Genomic DNA, 19,829 nt, shown 5'->3' with positions numbered 1-19,829 from the left:
ACATAACTCAATATAAGATTAGGATAGAAAAAGGTCATAGCCAAGGCATGAAGGCTTGTGTGTTTAACTCTTTAAACGTGATTATCTTAAAATGCAATCTTTTGTGGTTTTTACCCGAACATAGTTCTTGCTATGATTGCAAAGTGTGCGGTGCGAATAGTTAGTAAATTTCATTTTTGATTGCAAAAAAGCAACGAATAACTGGTTAAGTGTATCTATTCAATAAGAACAACAACGGCTGCTAAACAACTCTTCATACTAGTCTCTTAAGTAGACTCAATGTCTTTGAGTTCTGGCATGTCACGCTTCGCTTATCCCTGTCGTGCCTGAGAGGTTAGTCAGGTGAAAAGTCCATAGGCACCCAGTATGGTTGAAAGTGTGTCTATGAAACAGTTTCATAAAGTTTATCTAGCAATTTAACTTGTTCTATAGTCTCAACACCGTTGTTTTTATAGGCCCTAGTTCTTTCATGCTTGTACTTTTTAGTACCATCTTGGATTATCTCTATACCACTAATAACTGTGCCTGTACGACCAAATCCAGCTCCACAGTGAATGAATACATTACCGTCTGTCATATTTGAGCATATTTCCGAGGCTCGCTGAATATCAGTCATTTGGGGAGGAGTGAAGTCTTCGGTAGGGAAGTGTGTAAATGTAATACCAGCATGGTCAAGTTCACTAATTTCAGGAGATAAAAACTCATTAAAACTAATCACATGCCTTACTTCCGCTCTCAAAAGAGCACTAACGACATCACTATTATAGTCGACCTTTCCCTCTCTTTTATGGCCCGGAGGATATGGAGCTCCTCCCCTGATAATATTTGTTTTTTCAACATATTGGATGTTAATCATCCCAATTCGTTCAAGGCCTGATAGCGGATGGTATTTCTCCATAACCTCATGAATAAAATCTTTATCAGCTGAGGTTTTAATATCTATACTTAGTTTATCAATTATTTTGTCCGCACTTGAAGGGGGCATTTGGAAAAGAGCATTGACAGCACGAGTGGGACTCATTTCTGTTAGGATATCTAGTTGCTTACCTAATGGCAGATTCATCAGGATTCTTGCAGCTTTCCCCGGAGAAATACTCTCTAGAACATCTTTAGATAGACCTTTAGGTAGGTTACCTATGACTGTCGCTGCTTTATCTGGACTCTTGTTGTCAATACTTTGAAGTAATTTGTTCTTTGTTTCTTTTTCGGAGAGTAACGCTGATGTAAGAGTCGCTATTTTGTCTATTTTTAAATTATCGTGCTTTCTCGATGATTTTAAAACCGTATTTATTGCACGGTCTACATTCTTACAGTTATAAATTCTTTTTATGTCATTCTTAAACATTTTAGCATCAGAAGATGAAATGTTTACAGTACTAAAATGACTTTTAACGAAAGATGAAATCTTCATAAAAAATTAAATGTCAAACAAAAATATGGTAGAGATATTACCCATATAATTAATCATGTCAATAATTATCCTTTTGAAGGTCAGACCAGACACATTTAGAATAACTGCAGCATCAACTTGACGTAATCGCTTTTCACGGATGTCAGACAGAACCTTAAATCGATAAATGTCTTTTTCACTCATCGTAATCAACATCGGTTAAAGCCTCAAAAGCAAACAATGTCGTTAATCTTAGGGGGACATTTTTAAATGGGTCAAACCGGACATTACTATCTGGGGCCTACAGTTGAATCCACGATTCTGTTTATCCCATTTTAAAATGACTCATTTCTTACCAAGTTAAAATGTCCTAAAACTCAGAAGAAAAAGAGTAGGGAAGCTATGTTTTTCTGCCTGAAGTTTTGAATTGCTCGGGGTTGGCCAGTACTGGATTAATCGTTCGCAACTGTTCTTGCAATGCTCGTTGTTGAGCTCGACGTTTTGGCGCATTTTTGCTCCGAGCCCGTTTTTGTTGTTGCTCGAATTCTTCTTGTTTTTGCTGAGCAAACTTCAGTACTGACCCAGACGTTTGTTGTCGACAACTTGAGCTTGGTGAACTTCCTCGAGCTTGTCGAAGGTTTTGAAACTAAGTTTTCGATGACCATAAACAATCGCAATCTCTCCATTTGGATAATCGAGTACTTTCACACTTTCATGGACTAATCGGCTATTTTCATCCGAAGGTTCAATAAGATAAATGACTTTGTCGTATTGGATAGTCAGTGCTTTAGACAACTTGCGAACTTCTTGCCAGCTAAAGATATCGTGGAGATCCTGGTCCGATTCTCTTACTTTTCGATGTGAATCTTTTGGGTATTTAGCAGGTTTTGCAAAACGACGATTGAAATCATGAATGAAATCAGGGAGCCACGCATTCGCATCTTCAATAGTGTTAATGCCTTGCAATCGCATCTCTTTCACTAAGCGATCCTGTAACGTTTTGTTCGCTCGTTCAACGCGTCCTTTAGCTTGGGAGCTATTGGCGCAGATAAGCTCAATACCGAGTTCATTCAAGATACGCGCATATTGCGTTTGTCCTACCAGTTTGTGCTTTTCTTGGTTAACTCTAAATATGGAATGCTTATCGCTGTAAAATGCGACCGGTTTGCCGTGCTCATTGAGATATTCTCGGGTTGCCAACATATAATCGAATGCGGATTCAGTCTCACTGAACCTTAAATTCATTAATTGACCCGTGGCGTCATCTATAAAGACCAGTAGGCAACACTTATCGCTGCGTCCTTCGAACCAATCATGGTGTGAGCCATCAATCTGAATGAGTTCACCTAGACAATCGCGTCGATAACGAGGTTGATATACTCGAGGTTTGCGCTTGTTATGAGGAACCCATAAACCGTCAGCAATCATCCATTGTCGTAGAGTCTCAAGAGATACCGAGACGCCATGGATTTCCTGAATTTTTTCGTGGGCTAGCGTTGGTCCAAAATCAGAATAGTGCTGATGAATGAGTTCTAATGCCTGCAGCTTGACGCTTTCTTTGACACGATTTGAGGAAGGTTTGCCTCGATTACCATGCGCAAGAGAAGCTGCGCCTTGTTGAATGAAGCGAGTAATGAGCCGCTGGAGTTGCCTATAACTTAAACCCAATAACTTTAAGGCATCACGTCGGCTTAGGTTATGGTGTAAGACATCTTGGATTATCGTCAGTCTTTGTAATTCACGATCATTCATAGTGATTAGCATCCTCAAACCTCCAAGGAAATGTAGGACATTTTCACTTGGTAATATTAAGACATTTTCGCTTTGTTATAACAAGCCCGGTGCGTATTATATGTATTATGTTAAATTGAGTTCATGGGAAAGATTCTTTCCTTGCCTCATTTTGAATGGGCACTACCCCCTTTTATAACTTATACAATAAAGTAGAAATTCAATTAAACATAATGTCCATTTAACATAAAGTATATAATCAGGAGCTAACCAATCACGATTGGTTAGCTCCTGATTAATTGAATCACATTTTTATTAAATTTTATCTAAAAAAATTATCTAAACTGACGTTAGATATCAATTAATACATTGAAAAATCTGTTACTTATGGGCTTATTCCTCTAATTAAATAAATGTCAAAAAAATATCAAATTTGAAAATTTATGAAAAATAAAGGGTAATGATAAATCACTTGGTTAGTGTTTTTTATAAAACTAGAATTCAAAATCTATATCAACCACTAACCATTCATTGGTGATACCTTGAATAAGCAACTTATATATATATTAGCTTCCACAAGTATGATGGCGAGTGCAGCCTCATACGCTGGAACCGCAGCGCAATCACTTTGCATTGATGTGACCAACACGGCTCGAGATTTTCAATTTGGAACAACTCAAAGCTTTGCAAATACACATGCATCAACCAGCGAATCATCCACTATTCCGAAAGGAAGTACAGGAGTATTTTGCCATTCTCCATTGACATATAATGTTAATAGTAATGGTCGTTTTGATCATGAGTGGCAATTAGCCGATCTACAGGGAAATATTGTCGCTTCATTCAAAACTGCGACCAGTGTTGTTCCAAAAGGCTCTTATAACTCATGGGACCTGAATGAAAATGGTAATTGCGGTGCAAACCCACCGTATAAAGAAGGTGTATTCCTTAAAAAAGGCTCAGATATTTCATGTGGTCGTGTGGATCTTGACGTGAATAAAGAGATGAAAGCTGTCTATAAAGTTGATACGAATGAAGATATTCGATTTGCTTTGACAGCCGATCCACAGCCATGGAGAGTTTCTGGTGACGGAAAAAATAAAGACGCATGGTATAAAATAAACAGAAATACGGTTTCTGCTCTAAATGCAATGTACGATCAAACTCCTGTTGATTTTACTATCATGAACGGTGATCTCACTGAATATGGACGTAAAAGCCAGTGGAATTCATTTGAAGAAGTATATTCTAATGTGAAAGGTCCCCTTCTTGTTGGTCTTGGTAATCATGATATTGCCAATAATCGAAATGATTGTATTGAAGCAGCTCTAGATGGTACATCAGAGAATAGCTGTGCGATGTACAGCATGAATAGAATGGAAGATAAAATTAAATATAATTATGCTCGCTCTCCTATTTTAGAACACTTCAGTAAAGACTGGGGGGGTATTTCTGATGGACATAAGGTCGGCAGCCTTTCTTACTCTTGGGATTACAAAGGGGTTCACTTTACTCAACTTCAATTTAAACCTTATTATAAATACACATATGGCACTTGGCATGGTGGGCGTACTTATGATTATAAATCTTCTTTAACTTGGCTTGCAGAAGACTTAAGGCTAGCAAAAATTAGAGGTGTTAAAGATATCATTATCAATTTCCACGCCTATGATTATTGGAATGAGGCAACAGAGAGCGAAAAGAAACTATTTAGAAGTTTACTCGATACTTATAATCCTATAGCGATATTTGTAGGACACAACCACGCTTTTTACCAACATAAGCACTACAATCATTCGGTATATGGTAATACACCAGTATATGTTACGAGTGCCGCATTTAAGGGTGAATTTCATATCGTCAACTATAAGGCTGCAACAGGCGAAATAGAAATTAAAGAATATAGCGCACCAGAAGGTGCTCAGAATATTACCACTTTAGAAACGTATACTGAACAAAAGAAAGACCAAAAATCAATGTGTCTAACTAAAGGTCAAGTCGGTGCAGCTGGTGCTATTTATAGAGGTGATTTTTTACCCCCTTCTGGTCATTATATTAATCTTTCTCTGTCAAACAATAAAGATTGGGTACTTGATGGAGATTCAAAAGGTAATGTATACGGGCATTCACAAAATGCAGGAAATCCATATCAATTATGGTCTTTTGAAAAAGCCTACGGGGACTATTGGCCAGAAAACAACTCTTGGTACAACATTAAACAAATGAAAACTGGCCGAGTGTTAGACAGTGACTCTAATGGTAAGGTTTATACAAAATACCCAAATGCAGGCAATGCTTATCAACAATGGTGGGTAATGCCTGTACAAGGTAATCAGTTATTATTGAGAAATAGAGCAACAGGCCGCTTCCTTAGAATGTATGGTGGTAAGCCTCAAGCCTACCCTGGATATGATGTTTTTGATGACAGCAAAGTTTTTCAAATCACAGACGGATGGTCACAACAGCCAAGAGCTTTGATTCAATATTACAAAGCTAAGTCAGATAACTCTTATCAATATGATTTTAGTAATACTAACTATTGGAGTTTACTAAAAGAACATAATTTCGTGGAAGAAAGGCCTTGTATTGCTTGGTAGATCCTAGTTTAACGAAAATTTAAATAATAAAAAGAGCGCTTTCAATCAGCGCTCTTTTAGATTCCTATAAACTTTTAGGCTAAAGAAGTTAGTGTAGGCTTTTGCAATCAATCTATGTGATTATCCACCGGCAAGTTTGACCACCATGCCTTTTTTCTCAAGGTGAGCTTTGATTTTATCACGAGCATCACCTTGAATTTCTATCGTCCCATCCTTGACAGAGCCACCACAGCCACAGATTTTTTTCAACTCGGCAGCTAATAATTTAAGCGGGGTATCATCAAGGTCTAAACCAGAGATGATACAGACCCCCTTCCCCTTTCGACCTTTTGTCTGACGCTGTATCCTGACGATACCATCACCTTGAGGGCGTTCTATTTTAGGTTCTTCTGGTTTAATGCGGCCAGTTTCCGTGGAATATACAAGTGTCATAACATTATTTCTTTTGTTGTTGTGATTGTAACGCTTTTTCCTTAGCGACCAAATAAGCTTGGATATGACGTTGGATCGCAGGTTTCGCACCTTTAATTAGCTTGCCATTGAACATACAATACCAAGCATTAGGCTCTCCAGTATCATTTCTTAGCGTATAACCATTAAAAGCCTCTGACTGAGCATTTGCGGTATTTTTCGAACGTTGATCAAGGTTATCAAATTCTTTGGGATCAACAATCGATGCAGTGTCACACCACCAATCAATGCTTTTTTTTACTGCAGATAAACTGCCTTGTAAAACATGGTTTTTAATTTTAACTTTCCAGACTCTGCCATCTGGACCGCCTGCTTTGAGGTTAAATCCTCTGTAATTTGAAATCGCCATATCACCGAGTCATCCACTTAGTGCGTTATTTCTATGATAATGGTTATTGAGTATTATTCAAATAATCTCTTCTCAACATTCGTATATTTCACTACAAAATGCTCGGTGATGATGTTTCCTAGCTCTCAATCTCGATGCAACTGGCTAAAAATTCATGAAACAAGTGACCATTGTTCTGTAACATTTTTGGGAACATCGATATTGGTGTCATGCCAGGGAATGTATTTACTTCATTTAAATATATCTCGCCATCTTCGGTTAAGAAAAAGTCGATTCTTGACAGATGGCGAAGATGCATTTGCTTGAAGACTCTTTCTGACATGATTCGAATCGTTTCCGTTTGCTCATCAGTCAGGTTTTTAGCCTCAACTTCTGTTAAAGAATGGCTGCTAGAGCTGTATTTCTCATCATATGAATAGAAACTATCGTCTGGGGCGATGATCTCACCAGGTTTAGTAATGTAGAGCTTACCATTTATCTCATAAGCAGCGACTTCTAGCTCACGGGGTTTAACCGCTTTCTCTATTAAAACTTGTTCTGAATAATCAAATGCATCATTAACAGCACGAGTGACATCCTGCTTTTCAGTTACACTGTAACAGCCAACCGATGAGCCTTGTCTTGCAGCTTTGACAAATACCTTACCCCACTTATCGAAAGCGGCTAAAGCTTGCTGATGAGACTGCTGATCATTGCGCGTCAGAAATAAATATGGCGTATTGGGGATTCCAATCGCATCATACCAGAGCTTTGAGGTGATCTTATTGAAGCTGTTACTACTGGCTTCCGGTCCACATCCTAAGTAAGGGATGCCTGCCATTTCAAACATGGATTGAATATCACCAGTCTCACCCGGGAAGCCGTGAATACAAGGTACAATGAAATCAATCTGAAGCTCAGAGGTCTTTGAGCACAACTGTTTTGTGTTGATATTCAGGTAAACTGACTCGCCTTGGCTTGTCAGCCACTCATTTTTCTTGATTTCTACACGAACAACTTGAATATCTTCGATTAAGTTAAGTTGTTGTTCGACAAAATTGGCGGACATGATTGATACTTCGTGCTCTGACGAACCACCGCCGCATAAAAGGAGGACATTTTTAATCATGAATTCATCTTTCCGTGATCGCTAAACTAGATATGATAAACAATTGAATGTGGACGTACAGTTATTTTAGTGGGGTACATACTGTTTGGGTAGGGGTTATGCAGACATAACCTAGCTAGGCTCTTAATGTAAAAGTAAAAAGGGAGCCGAGGCCCCCTATTCGGTATCAGTTTAATTTGTTTAAACCTGGATAAGCTGAGTTTTTAATCGAGTCAATACTTTTAACAAATGGGCTAAGCTGACGGAAATAGCTCGGTAAAGATGAAATCGCACGTTTGGCTTCAGCTTTTGTTGCATAGTCACCATAAAGGACCGAGTACCATTTAGTACCATTGACTACTTTGTAATTTTGCCAAATTGGTTGGCCATTCTGAGGCAGTTGATTGGCAAATTGAGTAACCTTCGAAGGGCTCCCTACTGCAACTACCTGAATGGTATAACCAAAACGTTGGATACTTGCTTGCTGCCTACTTGGAGGAGTAATTTCAACAGGTTTAACCTGATTTTTAGGCGTCAGTCGAGCGTAATTCTTCTCTATCGGTTTTGCAGGCTTTCGAGTGAAGGCTTGAGAGTTTCCTTGCTCAACATCCGTCGTTTCAGTCGTTGTGATAGATTGTGATGATGTTGGTGTTGTGTAGTCTTCACGGTAGCTTTCGGTCGTTACATCAGAAATGTAGGTTTCAGATGCACATGCAGATAACAGCACTGACAAAGCTAAAATTGAGATTTTTTTCATGGAATAACAAACGCTCTAAAATTTTACTATAAATCATGCCGATAGCCGGGCACATTATCAAGTACAAAACACAATAATTTGTGATTTTGATTAGATCAATGACATTAACATGGTAAGCATGGCTCAAAATTGCAGCAATATCTAGCTTATTCACGTTTTAAACCAATGTTATTGTATACCCTAGTGCTCTCAAGCTTTTCGATTCAGTGATTTTTCCCACAGTAGCAATGTCAGTTGGGTCAATTGAATTTTTGATACGGTTTTTGCATTTTACGCCAAGGAGCCATGATGAATACGTTACAGAAGTTATTTAAACCTCAGTCCGTTGCGGTGATTGGCGCATCTCAAAAAGAGTTAAGCGCAGGCAACATCGTCATGCGCAACTTACTCCAAAGTGGATTTAAAGGGGCAATTATGCCAGTGACCCCCAAGTATCAAACCGTATCAGGTGTGATTGTTTATCCGAGCGTCAACTCTCTCCCTTTTACCCCTGATGTAGCTATCTTATGTACCCATGCTTCACGAAACCTAGCGCTACTTGAAGAACTAGACCAGCGAGGTACTGAGTTTGCTATCGTTATCTCGGATGACCAGCAACAACTTGATACAGCCCATTTGAATATTCGAGTTCTGGGCCCCAACAGCCTAGGGATGATTCTACCTTGGCATAATTTTAATTGTTCTTTCTCTCCCGTTGCAGCAAAACCCGGAAAAATCGCCTTTGTGTCACAATCGGCAGCAGTATGTACAACGATTCTTGATTGGGCGTATGAGAAAAATATCGGATTTTCAGCCTTTATTTCAATTGGTCAAGGTCGGGACATCGGTTTTGCTGAACTGCTTGATTATCTTGCTATGGATGGAAAAACAGATGCGATTTTGCTGTACGTCGACTCAATTCATGATGCAAGACGTTTTATTTCTGCAGCTCGAGCCGCATCGCGCAATTGCCGGATCTTGGTACTTAAAGCCGGCAAATATTCCGAAGCTCGCTCTTTAAATAATAAACCAACAGATTCTCTAGACATCATTTATGATTCTGCAATTCGCAGAACAGGCATGCTTCGGGTAAAAAATACCGCAGAGCTTTTTGCCGCGGTTGAAACATTGACGCATTCAGTACCATTACGTGGAGAGCGATTTGCTGTTATTACTAATGGTGGCGGACCCGCTGTGATGGCAATTGATGAGTTGTTAAATCGTGGTGGAAAATTGGCGGTATTAGATGAAGATACTAAGTCAGAATTAGCTAATGTTCTCTCCAACCATTGGCAAGGAACGAACCCTATCGATTTAAAAGGGGACGCAACAAAGCATCATTATATACAATCCCTCAATGCGTTAATGAATAATGACTGTACTGACGCTATTCTCATTATGTATTGCCCATCTGCTGTTTCTGACTCATTAGATACTGCTCATGCTGTTATTGAATGTATTAAAAGTCACCCTCGTTATAGGCACTTTAACTTTTTGACAAACTGGGCTGGCGAGCATATGTCCCGCGAAGCTCGTCTAGCTTTCACTCAAGCGGGCATTCCTAGCTACCGCACACCTGAGAGCGCGGTATCTGCTTACATGCATCTGGTTGAATTTCGACGAAACCAAAAACAGCTCATGGAAACTCCAACCACGGCTGAACCTTTGCACTCAAGTCGTGTTGATTCTGCTAGAAAATGGATACAAGACCAACTGAATACAAAACACGAGACCCAATTAGATACACATCAAGTATTCCCATTATTTGAGCAGTTAGGCTTTCAGTTATTACCCACCTATATTGCACATGATGTCAATGAGTCCATGCTCATGGCCGATAAAATTGGTTATCCTGTTGCTGTAAAGCTCCGGTCTCCTGATATTAAACATAAATCAGATGTTCATGGTGTTGCTTTAAACCTGCGTAATCAACAGGAAGTCGAAACTGCTGCTCAATCTATTCTTGCCGATATTAGAAACCATGAACCCTCAGCTCGGTTACAAGGATTGTTAATCCAAGGTATGGCAAAACTGGGGAATGCAGAAGAATTACGTATCAGTATTGTTTCTGATGAAGTGTTTGGGCCAGTAATCTTACTAGGTCAAGGAGGAACAGAGTGGAATTTGAATCAAGATGCTGTTGCTGCCCTACCTCCCTTGAATATGGCATTAGCCCGTTACTTGATTGTTATTGCATTGAAAACGGGGAAAATACGTAGTCAAAAACATCAAAAGACCATTAATATAAATGAGCTATCTAAATTTTTAGTGAGGATTTCTCAAATGGCGGTCGAGCTGCCTGAAATAGAGACGCTCAATATTCATCCTCTTCTCGTTGCAGATAGTGACATGACGATTATTGATGCGGATCTTACTTTAAAACCTTATCAAGGCGATGCACAACAACGTCTTGCCATTAGACCCTTTCCTGCCGAATTTGTCGAAACGGTAACGCTTAAAGATGGACAGCCAATTTTATTACGTCCTATTTTGCCTGAAGATGAACCTGACTACGTCGCTTTCATAAAGCGTGTTTCCAAAGAAGATCTTTATAACCGCTTTTTCTCTGATGTTGGTGAATTAAATCATGAAGCACTTGCTCATTTAACTCAGATCGATTATGACCGAGAAATGGCCTTTGTGGCTGTGGCATTTGACGAAAATGGCCCTTCAATTATCGGGGTATCTCGAGCATTAATTAATCCCGATAATAGTAATGCTGAATTTGCAATCTTAGTTCAGTCTGACTTAAAAGGAATAGGTCTTGGCAAACTACTCATGCAGAAAATCATTAATTATTGTCAAGTGAAGGAGACTCGACAAATTTCAGGAATGACGATGCCAACCAACCGAGGGATGCTTTGTTTGGCTCAAAGCTTAGGGTTTGAGTTAGATATTCAATTTGCTGACGGCACTGCGGATATGACATTAACTCTTATACCCAAGTAACCTCAAGATGCTTAATTCAGAGCAAGGTCATCTTGCTGAACGCCGCATTTTGAGGTCACTTGAGTATATATCCTTCTAAATCACTATCCTCTTCTAAATCAATATTCTCTTCTAAATAATAAGGTTTTATTACGCTTTTGATCTGATTTGCCAATTAGTGATATTGTGATTTTTGTCACAATAATGCTAATTAAAGAATAATTATTCTCGGCAAAATAAACTCTCTAACCTTCTGATTTTAACATGTAAAAATTAAGTTAGCACATTTGGGTTACGAGTTACCAAAATTAAATCTGAATGATAACGATAGTAATTCTCATTATCATGAATTAACATTCCCCTCCCGTTTAGTATCATGGAGTTGGAAAAATGTTCAAACGATCTTTATTGTCTGCTTCTATTCTTTTTACTTTTTGTCATTCCGTAAATGCACAGCAAGAGTCTCTTACTATAAAAGAAGCCTCTGATGAACAAGGGCAGTCACAATTTAATGAAGTTTTAGTAACTGCCACAAGAAATAGCCAAAATCTGGAGTCTGTTGCAGCTTCTGTCAGTGTGATTACTGCAAAAGAGATCGATGAAAATATGGTCGAAAACATCAGCGAGTTATTTAAAGAGACTCCGGGAGTTACTGTAAACACGACTCAGCGCCAAGGCGTTCAGAGCATCAATATCCGTGGTATTGAGGGAAAGCGGATTCAGATTTTAGTTGATGGTGCATCACAACCTGGCGCATTTGATGGTGGTCCCTACTCTTTTATCAACTCTAGTGCGGTATCGATTGATCCAGACATGCTGAAAACTGTTGAAGTCGTAAAAGGCGCAGCTTCTAGTCTTCATGGCAGCGATGCAATTGGAGGTGTCGTTGCTTTTGATACCAAAGACCCTAAGGACTTTCTGGGTAAAAACCGTAAACAAGGTGGACAAGTTAAACTGGGGTATTCGTCGGCAGACAAATCATTTAATGAACACGTTGCTCTAGCGAATCGTTTTGGAGAGGTCGAATCCCTGATTGCTTTTACTCGACGTGACGGTGACAAATTACAAAACTTCGCTAAAGCACCTTATGTGAAAAACGCCGTCACATCTCAGGATTACAGCAAAAATGATCTATTAGTCAAGTTACAGTCGCAATTGAACGATCAACACCAAATATCCTTATTGGGTGAAATGATCTCAAATCAGAGTGATGCTGATCTTGCCAGTTCATATTCTGATAACGATACCTCTAGCGATAACACAAAGCAAAATCGTTTTGGCCTGAAACATCAATGGTTTGCGGACTCAGCGGTTGCTGATAGTGTCACTACACGTGCAAATTGGATAGATAAAAAAGAACACGCGGAAACTCATCGTTTTCAACCAGCAAGTCAAAGGCATTCAGATAACAACCAGAAGAAAGATTACCACTATTCTGAAAAAAGAATTGAGATAGAAACTCAACTCGATAAAGAGATCAATAATCATTACTTGAATTACGGCCTATCTTATAAAAAAAGTAAAATCAAAAATACGAACCAAGAATATAATTCTGCACCAGATATCGATGATAAACTGTATGTCTATAGCCCAAATGCAAAAGAAAGCAGCCTTGGTCTATTTGTTCAAGATGAAATCTCTCTTCTAAATGAGCGTCTCACTTTAACTCCGGGTGTACGCTACGACCGCTTCGTGACCGACCCAGCTAACATTGATGGGGAATCATTTAAAAAGTTTGATGATGCTGCTTTAACTGGCCGCTTGGGAGCGACTTATCAACTGTCACCGTCGGGGACAATTTTTGGCCTAGTCAGCCAAGGGTTTCGAGCTCCTTCATTTGATGAGCTTTACTATACCTATGATAACCCAATCCATGGCTACGTAAATGAGCCAAATCCGGATCTGAAATCTGAAAAAAGTATCTCTTATGAAGTCGGTTATCGTCACATTAATGCATTTTCAGCCAGTGAAATTTCATTGTATTACAGTGATTATGACGATTTTATTGCGCAAGTTTCCTCAAGCGGTACTAACAACAGCAGTCCAACGATATATACAAATGAAAATTTAGATGAAGCTACAATCAAAGGAATAGAAATCTCTAACAAACTCGACCTTCACAAGATCGCCAATGCACCTCAGGGGCTTACCACTCGAATTGCAGCAGAATATACGCAAGGTGAAGATGGCCAAGGTAGACCTCTTAATAGCGTCAACCCATGGAATGCAGTAACAGAAGTCAATTACGACTCACCGAATAAAACTTGGGGGACCAGTTTAAAAGTGAGATACACAGCGAATAAGTCTAAATCAGACATCAACTATGATAAAGATAATGGTGGCACAGATAAACAAGTGGCTACCCCCTCAGCAACCGTTGCTGACTTAACCGCTTACTACAAACCAATCAATAATATAACGATTCGTGCTGGCGTGATGAATTTAACGGATGAAAAATACTATCTGTGGAACGATGTTCGAGGAAAGTCAGCGCTAACGAGCGATCTTACTCAAGCAGAGAGAAACTATAGCTTGAGTGTTAAGTATGAGTTCTAATGCTGTTTGATTTGTACCTTTAAATTATCGACAAAAAAGCCAGCTAAATTGCTGGCTTTTATCATGGTAATTCAACTTTCACATTAAAATGTTATGAAAGGAATAAAAGTGAAAGTTTACTTTGTCATCTCTTTCTTTACCATCACTGCTGCTGTAACGATAAAGGCGATGATCAGACCAAGTTCCATTGACTACCCCAATTGATTTAGACGAAATTACGATTTAACACTTGAAAAACAACAGCAGTTTAACACTTTGAGGTTTTTAAACCACAATTTAACTAATGCATCACAAAGATCTCGATTTAGATCAAATAATGTATGTGTATAATCAGAAACTTGTCCCCCCAAAAGTGTGAAATAGGTTTGGGGGGGAGCCTAATATTATTAAGGCGCCTATTGGTTAGGCATCTGGATAGCCTTGAGGGTTATTAGATTGCCAACGCCAAGTGTCAGCGGTCATTTCATCCAATGTGCGTTCTGCTTTCCATTCGAGTTCTGCTGCCGCTTTTGCCGGATCTGCCCAGCATTCGGCAATATCGCCTGGACGACGGTCAACTAATTGATATGGAACCGCTTGACCAGATGCTTTTTCAAAGGCGTGAACCATTTCTAGAACACTAAAACCATTGCCTGTGCCAAGGTTGTAAACGTGTAGACCTGGTTTCTGACCTACCTTATTTAACGCAGCAATATGTCCGTCGGACAAGTCCATTACGTGGATGTAATCGCGAACACCAGTACCATCTTTGGTTGGATAATCACTACCGAAGACAGATAAAAACTCACGTCGCCCTACCGCAACTTGAGAAACAAATGGCATCAAATTATTTGGAATACCTTGAGGATCTTCGCCAAGCTCTCCCGATGGGTGTGAACCGACCGGATTAAAGTAGCGCAATAAAGTAATGCTCCAATCTGGGTTGGCCTTTTGAAAGTCAGTCAGACACTCTTCTACCATGAGTTTGCTGCGGCCATAAGGGTTGGTCGCACTGGTAGGAAAATCTTCTGTAATTGGTACAGTAGCCGGGTCCCCATAAACGGTTGCTGAAGAGCTAAAAACAATTGACTTCACACCCGCTGCACGCATGGCATCGACAAGAACTAACGTCCCATTAACGTTATTGTCGTAGTACTCCAAAGGTTTTGCGACAGACTCTCCGACGGCTTTTAAGCCAGCAAAATGAATAACTGCTTCAATATCATGTTGGTTCATGATTTCAACCAGTAATGCTTTATCACGAATATCGCCTTGGATAAAAGTGGGTTTCTGGCCACACACTTTCTCAATTCGTTCTAATACTGTTGATTTGCTGTTATATAAGTTATCAATGATGACGGGTGTCATGCCTGCTTCAATCATCTGAATACAAGTATGACTGCCTATGTAACCCATACCACCAGTAACAAGTACTTTCATTTTTCATTCCTTATGACATTATCTTTCTAGTTTAACGCCTTATCCATCATATTTAAATGTTTATACCCTCAAGTACTTGTATACCCAAGTAACCTCTAGATGCTGCGTTCAGCGAGATGACCTTAGCTCTCAGGCGCGGCAACGATTCGAAAATATAGTGGCTCTACATTGAGAATCGTTAACAAAGTCTGAGAGTTAAGGTCACTCGCCCTTTGGGAGCGAGTCACTGAGCCGATTTCTTGCGTCAGAAAACCGTTCTTCTTACAAAAATAAGAAATAGAATACTATTCCGCTTCGTTGTCTTCCTTGAATTCAGCTCAGTGACTTCGCTCTGAATCAAGCATCTTGAGGTCACTTGGGTATATATACCTTAGCCTGCTTGTCAGTTGTATTGACGATCCACTAAAATTAATCCACAACATTTAATATAAACAATGACCGATGACATTAGTGAATAGGCAACAACTCAGTCTCAATTGTGATATGGGAGAGAGCTTTGGTTCGTGGAAGATGGGCAATGATGAGAATGTCATGCCTCACATTGATATGGCCAATATTGCCTGTGGCTTTCACGCTTCCGACCCTACCATCATGAACAACACTATCGTATTGGCAAATCAGCACGATGTGGAAATTGGCGCTCATCCAAGTTATCCCGATCTCCAAGGTTTTGGCCGACGAAGTATGGCAATGAGTGGCGAAGAGATAACCAACATGTTGATTTATCAAATTGGAGCATTACAAGCTTTATGTCGAGCTCAATTCAACGATATTAACTATATCAAACCACACGGTGCACTTTATAATGACATGATGTGTGATGACAGGATCTTTCTCGCAGTGGTTAAAGCGGCTGCCCTTTTTCAATTGCCCTTGATGATTCTGGCATCACAACAAAATGAGAAATATCTAGAAATTGCGGATAACTTTGATGTTCCTTTGTTGTTCGAAGCTTTTGCAGATAGACTTTATCAAGATGATGGCAAGTTAACACCGAGGACTCAGTCTAATGCTGTACTAAACAGTGAGTTTGCAATATTACAGCAAGTGCAAATGTTGGCTAACTCAGGAAGAGTAAAGACAGAATCAGGTCAATATATCCGTTTGGAGGCAGATACTATTTGTGTCCATGGTGATAATGCGGAGGCCATCGCTTTAATTCAAAAAATTCGCCATTGTTTGTAATCACACTATCTATACCTAAATGACCTTAAAGGTACTTGATTCAGAGCAAGGTCACTTGGGTAGCAAACATCTTTAATCACTCAAAGAGAAGGACCTCAATGAACAGTGATCGATATTCCCTCTTTCCTGTTTCGGAAAGCAGTTTAATGCTCGAGTTTGACAAGACTGTTTCGATTGAGTCTGTTGGGTATCTTGCTCAACAGATGCGTGAAAATGTATCGTCAAGTTCTATTATCAATGTCGTCCCCTCATATCGGACGATCTTAGTCCAGTATTTGCCCTTTAGAGTCAGTGAGTCCGAAATCTATAAATACATTCAGTCGATAATTTTAAGCTTTGAGCAAATCACCTTATCAAGTGAGGATGCTAAAACGCTAACGATACCAGTATATTATGGAAAAGAGACCGCCTTGGATCTTAAGCGTTTTGAGGATAAAGGCATACATTTAGAGCAGTTGATTGAAGTCCATACTCAGCCGATTTATACCGTGTCAGCGATAGGGTTTACGCCCGGATTTGCGTATCTTTCTGATGTGCCTAATTCTATTAGCATTCCAAGGCATGCATCTCCACGTCTTAATGTACCTGCTGGTAGTGTTGCCATCGCCGATAGTAAAACCGCAGTTTACCCGTCGGATAGTCCTGGAGGTTGGAATGTGATTGGAAGAACCCCTCTTGGTCTGTTCTCTGACCACGCACCATTTATTCCTTTTGAAGTCGGCAATAACATTACCTTTACCTCCATATCACGCGATGAATTTATTCAATTAGGGGGAAAGTTATGAGTTGCGCTGCTCTTTTGGTCAAACAAGCTGGCCCACTATCGTTAATACAGGATTATGGTCGTTATGGTTTCGCTCATATTGGTATTACCCAAGGTGGTCCTGTCGATGACTATGCGTATTGTTGGGCTAATCACTTGCTAAAGAATTCAATTAACAGCTCAGTGATTGAGATTACGTTTGGTCACTGCGCTTTTACCGCTACGGAAGACTGCCACCTCGCCATTTGTGGAGGAGACCTTAGTGCAAGCATCGATGGGACCCCGCTGAATAATTGGACGGATTTCTACTTGAGAAAGAACCAGACTCTCAAATTTGGTCACGCTAAAAATGGCCTGCGTGCTTATTTGGCCATTCAAGGTGGCTTTTCCGTGTCCCCTCACTTTGGCAGTACGGCTACCGTCATGAGGGAGTCATTAGGTGGCCTTGACCAGCGTGGTAGCAAGTTGAAATCAGGCGATATTATTCCATTTCAAAGACATGATTTACCCCAGTCCAATTCACGCCAAGTGACTTTCCGTTTTAAACCTGATTACAACCTCCCGCTGACTCTTAGAGTGATTGAAGGCTATCAAATCGAATATTTCAGTTCTGAAGCGCGGCAAAAAATATATTCAGGATCTTTCACCGTTTCTAACCAATCAAACCGCATGGGCTACAAGGTGACGGGAGAGACCATCACACCACCGGTGAGCGGAATTCTCTCAGAAGGCATCACTCTGGGAGCAATTCAGGTTCCAGCAGATGGTAAGCCCATTATTTTGCTGAACGACCATCAAACCATTGGTGGGTATCCGAAGCTCGGTTGTGTTGCGAGAATAGATTTGCCCCGCCTTGCTCAAGCTAAGGCAGGGCAACATGTGCACTTTGTCAAAGGGAACCGTGAAGAGTTACAGAATTTATGGTGTCAATGGGCCCGATTTTTTGGCTATTGAACTTTATGCTCAAGTTAAATTTAATACTCAAGTTGAACGTATTGCCCAAGTGACCTTAAGATACTTGATTAAGAGCGAGGTTACTTGGGAATAAAACGTTACTCGGACATCAACCGGGCGTTTTGGCTCACACCATGTTTTGACTTACACCATAATATTGCGCTAGTTCTACTGGATAACCTCGATCATGACAAAGTTGAATCGCGTATTGCTCTATTTGCTGCGGGTGCCAATGGACGGTAATAGGATGTTGTTGTTCTACATCTTCTGATTTAGCTAAATTAAACCAGTGCTGAGCAATCTTTTGTGCTGCCAACAGTGTTGATGATGCTTTAACGACTTCGATTCGAGCATAATTGTTTTCTTCAAACGTAACATCAGCAGCACGAAGTATTGGATCTTGCCCAGGGATTTGCTGAGCACCAAATAGGGCTTTACCCCCCAGTTTGGCCGATTGATAATCTGGAATAAATTGTGCCATGTGTTGAATTGCATTATCCGTTCTTTGCGTGAGAACGTCCTGTTGCCAGCCATGACGAATTTTAGCAAGGTATTGATTTGGTAATTTAGGCTGGGCAGATTGGTCAGAACTTTCAACAAGGCCACCTTTGAATAAGGTGATGCCTTTCGTCATTCCATGCAATTGAAAATAGCCATTACCATAAGGTGTGAGTTGTGCCATGCCCTTATCTGTACCACGAGGGCCATGAAAGATGACTTCAGGCCAAAGTTGATGGCACGCTTGCCAGTGTGTCACATAAGCGGCTTTAAACTCGACTAAGCGTTTACGCTTAAGCCCAATTGAGTCATCAACTGTCCCCGTTTCAAAACCGCACGCATTGACTAAATAATCACACGCTAAATGTTGGTCAAGAGCATTCTGTTGGTAAGTGAGTTGCCACTGTGTACCGTTCCATTGCGCACTTGTTAGCTTAGCATTAAGGTAAACGTCTGCATTATTGGTTTCGGATAATGTCAAATTGGCGATAGCGGCAAGGCGAAAAACACTCCAGCCGTATTCTTGCACTGCAACAACTGGGTATTTCAGTACTTCTAAGTTGGCATTTTGGGCAAAAGGGATACACCACTCATCAATCGTTTTGGGCTCTTTGGGCTGAGTTTTCTCTGCTAATGCCTGAAGTTCTTGCTTGGTGTAAAGCTTAAAATAAGCTTCTGGGTCGCCCAAAACTTGATTTCGTTCATCGGATAAAACTAGCTTTTGATAAGCCGTTTTAATGATTTTAAGGCGAGGGATCAGAGTGTTAGGATCTCCGCCATCCGTCTCTGGTACCGCGATGATTGTCGGTCTGATATTAAGTGAATGCGGATACAGTCGAATGGTTTCGATCGACTGTGAAAGAAGATCTAGACATTGTTGTTCAGAAATTTCGCGGTAAAGGTTTCCACCAGCATGCAAATGACAAATTGGCGGGCCATTGACTAATGAGGGGCCTTGCTCAAGCACTGAGACATGAAATCCTAGCTCAGCAAAGTGAATAGCAGCGGTAGCACCTGCAACTCCACCACCAATGACCGCAATGTGTTTCTGTTTTTTATCGGAAGTTTTCGGCTTCATTTTATTATCAGACATATAACAAATATTCTAGACTGGACATAGATTCTACTCGCCTTTTAATACGATTAAAATCACAAAAAACTCATG

The 19,829-nt window shown here is 40.1% G+C and carries 13 protein-coding genes and 1 pseudogene; 6 read left to right on the top strand and 8 right to left on the bottom strand.

The features are described 5' to 3' along the window. Positions 1 to 382: 382 nt before the first annotated feature. Both BS333_RS17910 and BS333_RS17900 read right to left on the bottom strand, forming a co-directional pair. Complete coding sequence (locus tag BS333_RS17910; protein WP_033004496.1) at positions 383 to 1,345, bottom strand: phosphatase domain-containing putative toxin; 963 nt, start codon at positions 1,343 to 1,345, stop codon at positions 383 to 385. Positions 1,346 to 1,790: 445 nt separating this feature from the next. Further along, a pseudogene (locus tag BS333_RS17900) lies at positions 1,791 to 3,142 on the bottom strand (ISNCY family transposase). A gap of 521 nt (positions 3,143 to 3,663) precedes the next feature. On the opposite strand from BS333_RS17900, the gene BS333_RS17895 reads away from it, so the two are divergent. Next, positions 3,664 to 5,718, top strand: a complete 2,055-nt coding sequence (locus BS333_RS17895; RefSeq protein ID WP_152428722.1) for a metallophosphoesterase — start codon at positions 3,664 to 3,666, stop codon at positions 5,716 to 5,718. Positions 5,719 to 5,838: 120 nt separating this feature from the next. On the opposite strand, the gene yciH is transcribed toward BS333_RS17895, so the two are convergent. From yciH to BS333_RS17875, 4 genes are all read right to left on the bottom strand, one after another. After that, on the bottom strand, positions 5,839 to 6,150 hold the full coding sequence (yciH, locus tag BS333_RS17890) for a stress response translation initiation inhibitor YciH (RefSeq protein WP_021711748.1): 312 nt from the start codon (positions 6,148 to 6,150) through the stop codon (positions 5,839 to 5,841). A gap of 4 nt (positions 6,151 to 6,154) precedes the next feature. Next, the gene (locus tag BS333_RS17885; RefSeq protein WP_021711747.1) at positions 6,155 to 6,538 is read right to left on the bottom strand and encodes a DUF3319 domain-containing protein; all 384 of its coding nucleotides are present in this window, start codon (positions 6,536 to 6,538) and stop codon (positions 6,155 to 6,157) included. A gap of 118 nt (positions 6,539 to 6,656) precedes the next feature. Next, the gene (locus BS333_RS17880; protein WP_021711746.1) at positions 6,657 to 7,646 is read right to left on the bottom strand and encodes a D-alanine--D-alanine ligase; all 990 of its coding nucleotides are present in this window, start codon (positions 7,644 to 7,646) and stop codon (positions 6,657 to 6,659) included. A gap of 166 nt (positions 7,647 to 7,812) precedes the next feature. After that, the gene (locus BS333_RS17875) at positions 7,813 to 8,382 is read right to left on the bottom strand and encodes an SPOR domain-containing protein (RefSeq protein ID WP_021711745.1); all 570 of its coding nucleotides are present in this window, start codon (positions 8,380 to 8,382) and stop codon (positions 7,813 to 7,815) included. A gap of 288 nt (positions 8,383 to 8,670) precedes the next feature. Here BS333_RS17875 and BS333_RS17870 point away from each other — a divergent pair, with 288 nt between their 5' ends. Together BS333_RS17870 and BS333_RS17865 are read left to right on the top strand one after the other, a co-directional pair. Further along, positions 8,671 to 11,310, top strand: a complete 2,640-nt coding sequence (locus BS333_RS17870; RefSeq protein ID WP_021711744.1) for a bifunctional acetate--CoA ligase family protein/GNAT family N-acetyltransferase — start codon at positions 8,671 to 8,673, stop codon at positions 11,308 to 11,310. 369 nt (positions 11,311 to 11,679) lie between these two features. Continuing rightward, positions 11,680 to 13,845, top strand: a complete 2,166-nt coding sequence (locus BS333_RS17865; protein ID WP_021711743.1) for a TonB-dependent hemoglobin/transferrin/lactoferrin family receptor — start codon at positions 11,680 to 11,682, stop codon at positions 13,843 to 13,845. A gap of 402 nt (positions 13,846 to 14,247) precedes the next feature. Here BS333_RS17865 and galE read toward each other — a convergent pair whose 3' ends face one another. Further along, positions 14,248 to 15,264: a UDP-glucose 4-epimerase GalE gene (gene galE / locus BS333_RS17860; protein WP_021711742.1), complete on the bottom strand. Its 1,017-nt coding sequence runs from the start codon at positions 15,262 to 15,264 to the stop codon at positions 14,248 to 14,250. A 441-nt stretch (positions 15,265 to 15,705) separates the two neighbouring features. Here galE and BS333_RS17855 point away from each other — a divergent pair, with 441 nt between their 5' ends. The 3 genes from BS333_RS17855 (at position 15,706) to BS333_RS17845 (ending at position 18,166) form a co-directional block, all read left to right on the top strand. Beyond that, positions 15,706 to 16,449, top strand: a complete 744-nt coding sequence (locus BS333_RS17855) for a 5-oxoprolinase subunit PxpA (protein ID WP_021708685.1) — start codon at positions 15,706 to 15,708, stop codon at positions 16,447 to 16,449. A gap of 98 nt (positions 16,450 to 16,547) precedes the next feature. Further along, the gene (locus BS333_RS17850) at positions 16,548 to 17,234 is read left to right on the top strand and encodes a 5-oxoprolinase subunit B family protein (protein ID WP_021708686.1); all 687 of its coding nucleotides are present in this window, start codon (positions 16,548 to 16,550) and stop codon (positions 17,232 to 17,234) included. Beyond that, entirely contained in the window at positions 17,231 to 18,166 is a 936-nt protein-coding gene (locus BS333_RS17845; RefSeq protein WP_021708687.1) for a 5-oxoprolinase subunit C family protein, read from the top strand. The genes BS333_RS17850 and BS333_RS17845 overlap by 4 nt, the downstream gene beginning before the upstream one ends. Positions 18,167 to 18,293: 127 nt before the next feature. Here BS333_RS17845 and BS333_RS17840 read toward each other — a convergent pair whose 3' ends face one another. After that, positions 18,294 to 19,742 carry an FAD-dependent oxidoreductase gene (locus BS333_RS17840; protein ID WP_033003432.1) on the bottom strand — a complete coding sequence of 483 codons (1,449 nt, stop codon included), beginning with the start codon at positions 19,740 to 19,742 and terminating at the stop codon, positions 18,294 to 18,296. Between the last annotated feature and the right edge of the window lie 87 nt (positions 19,743 to 19,829).

Origin of the sequence: Vibrio azureus (genome assembly GCF_002849855.1) — a bacterium.
Lineage (GTDB): Bacteria > Pseudomonadota > Gammaproteobacteria > Enterobacterales > Vibrionaceae > Vibrio > Vibrio azureus.
The sequence above is the reverse complement of the archived record's forward strand: the minus strand, read 5'-3'. Positions and strand labels throughout refer to the sequence as shown.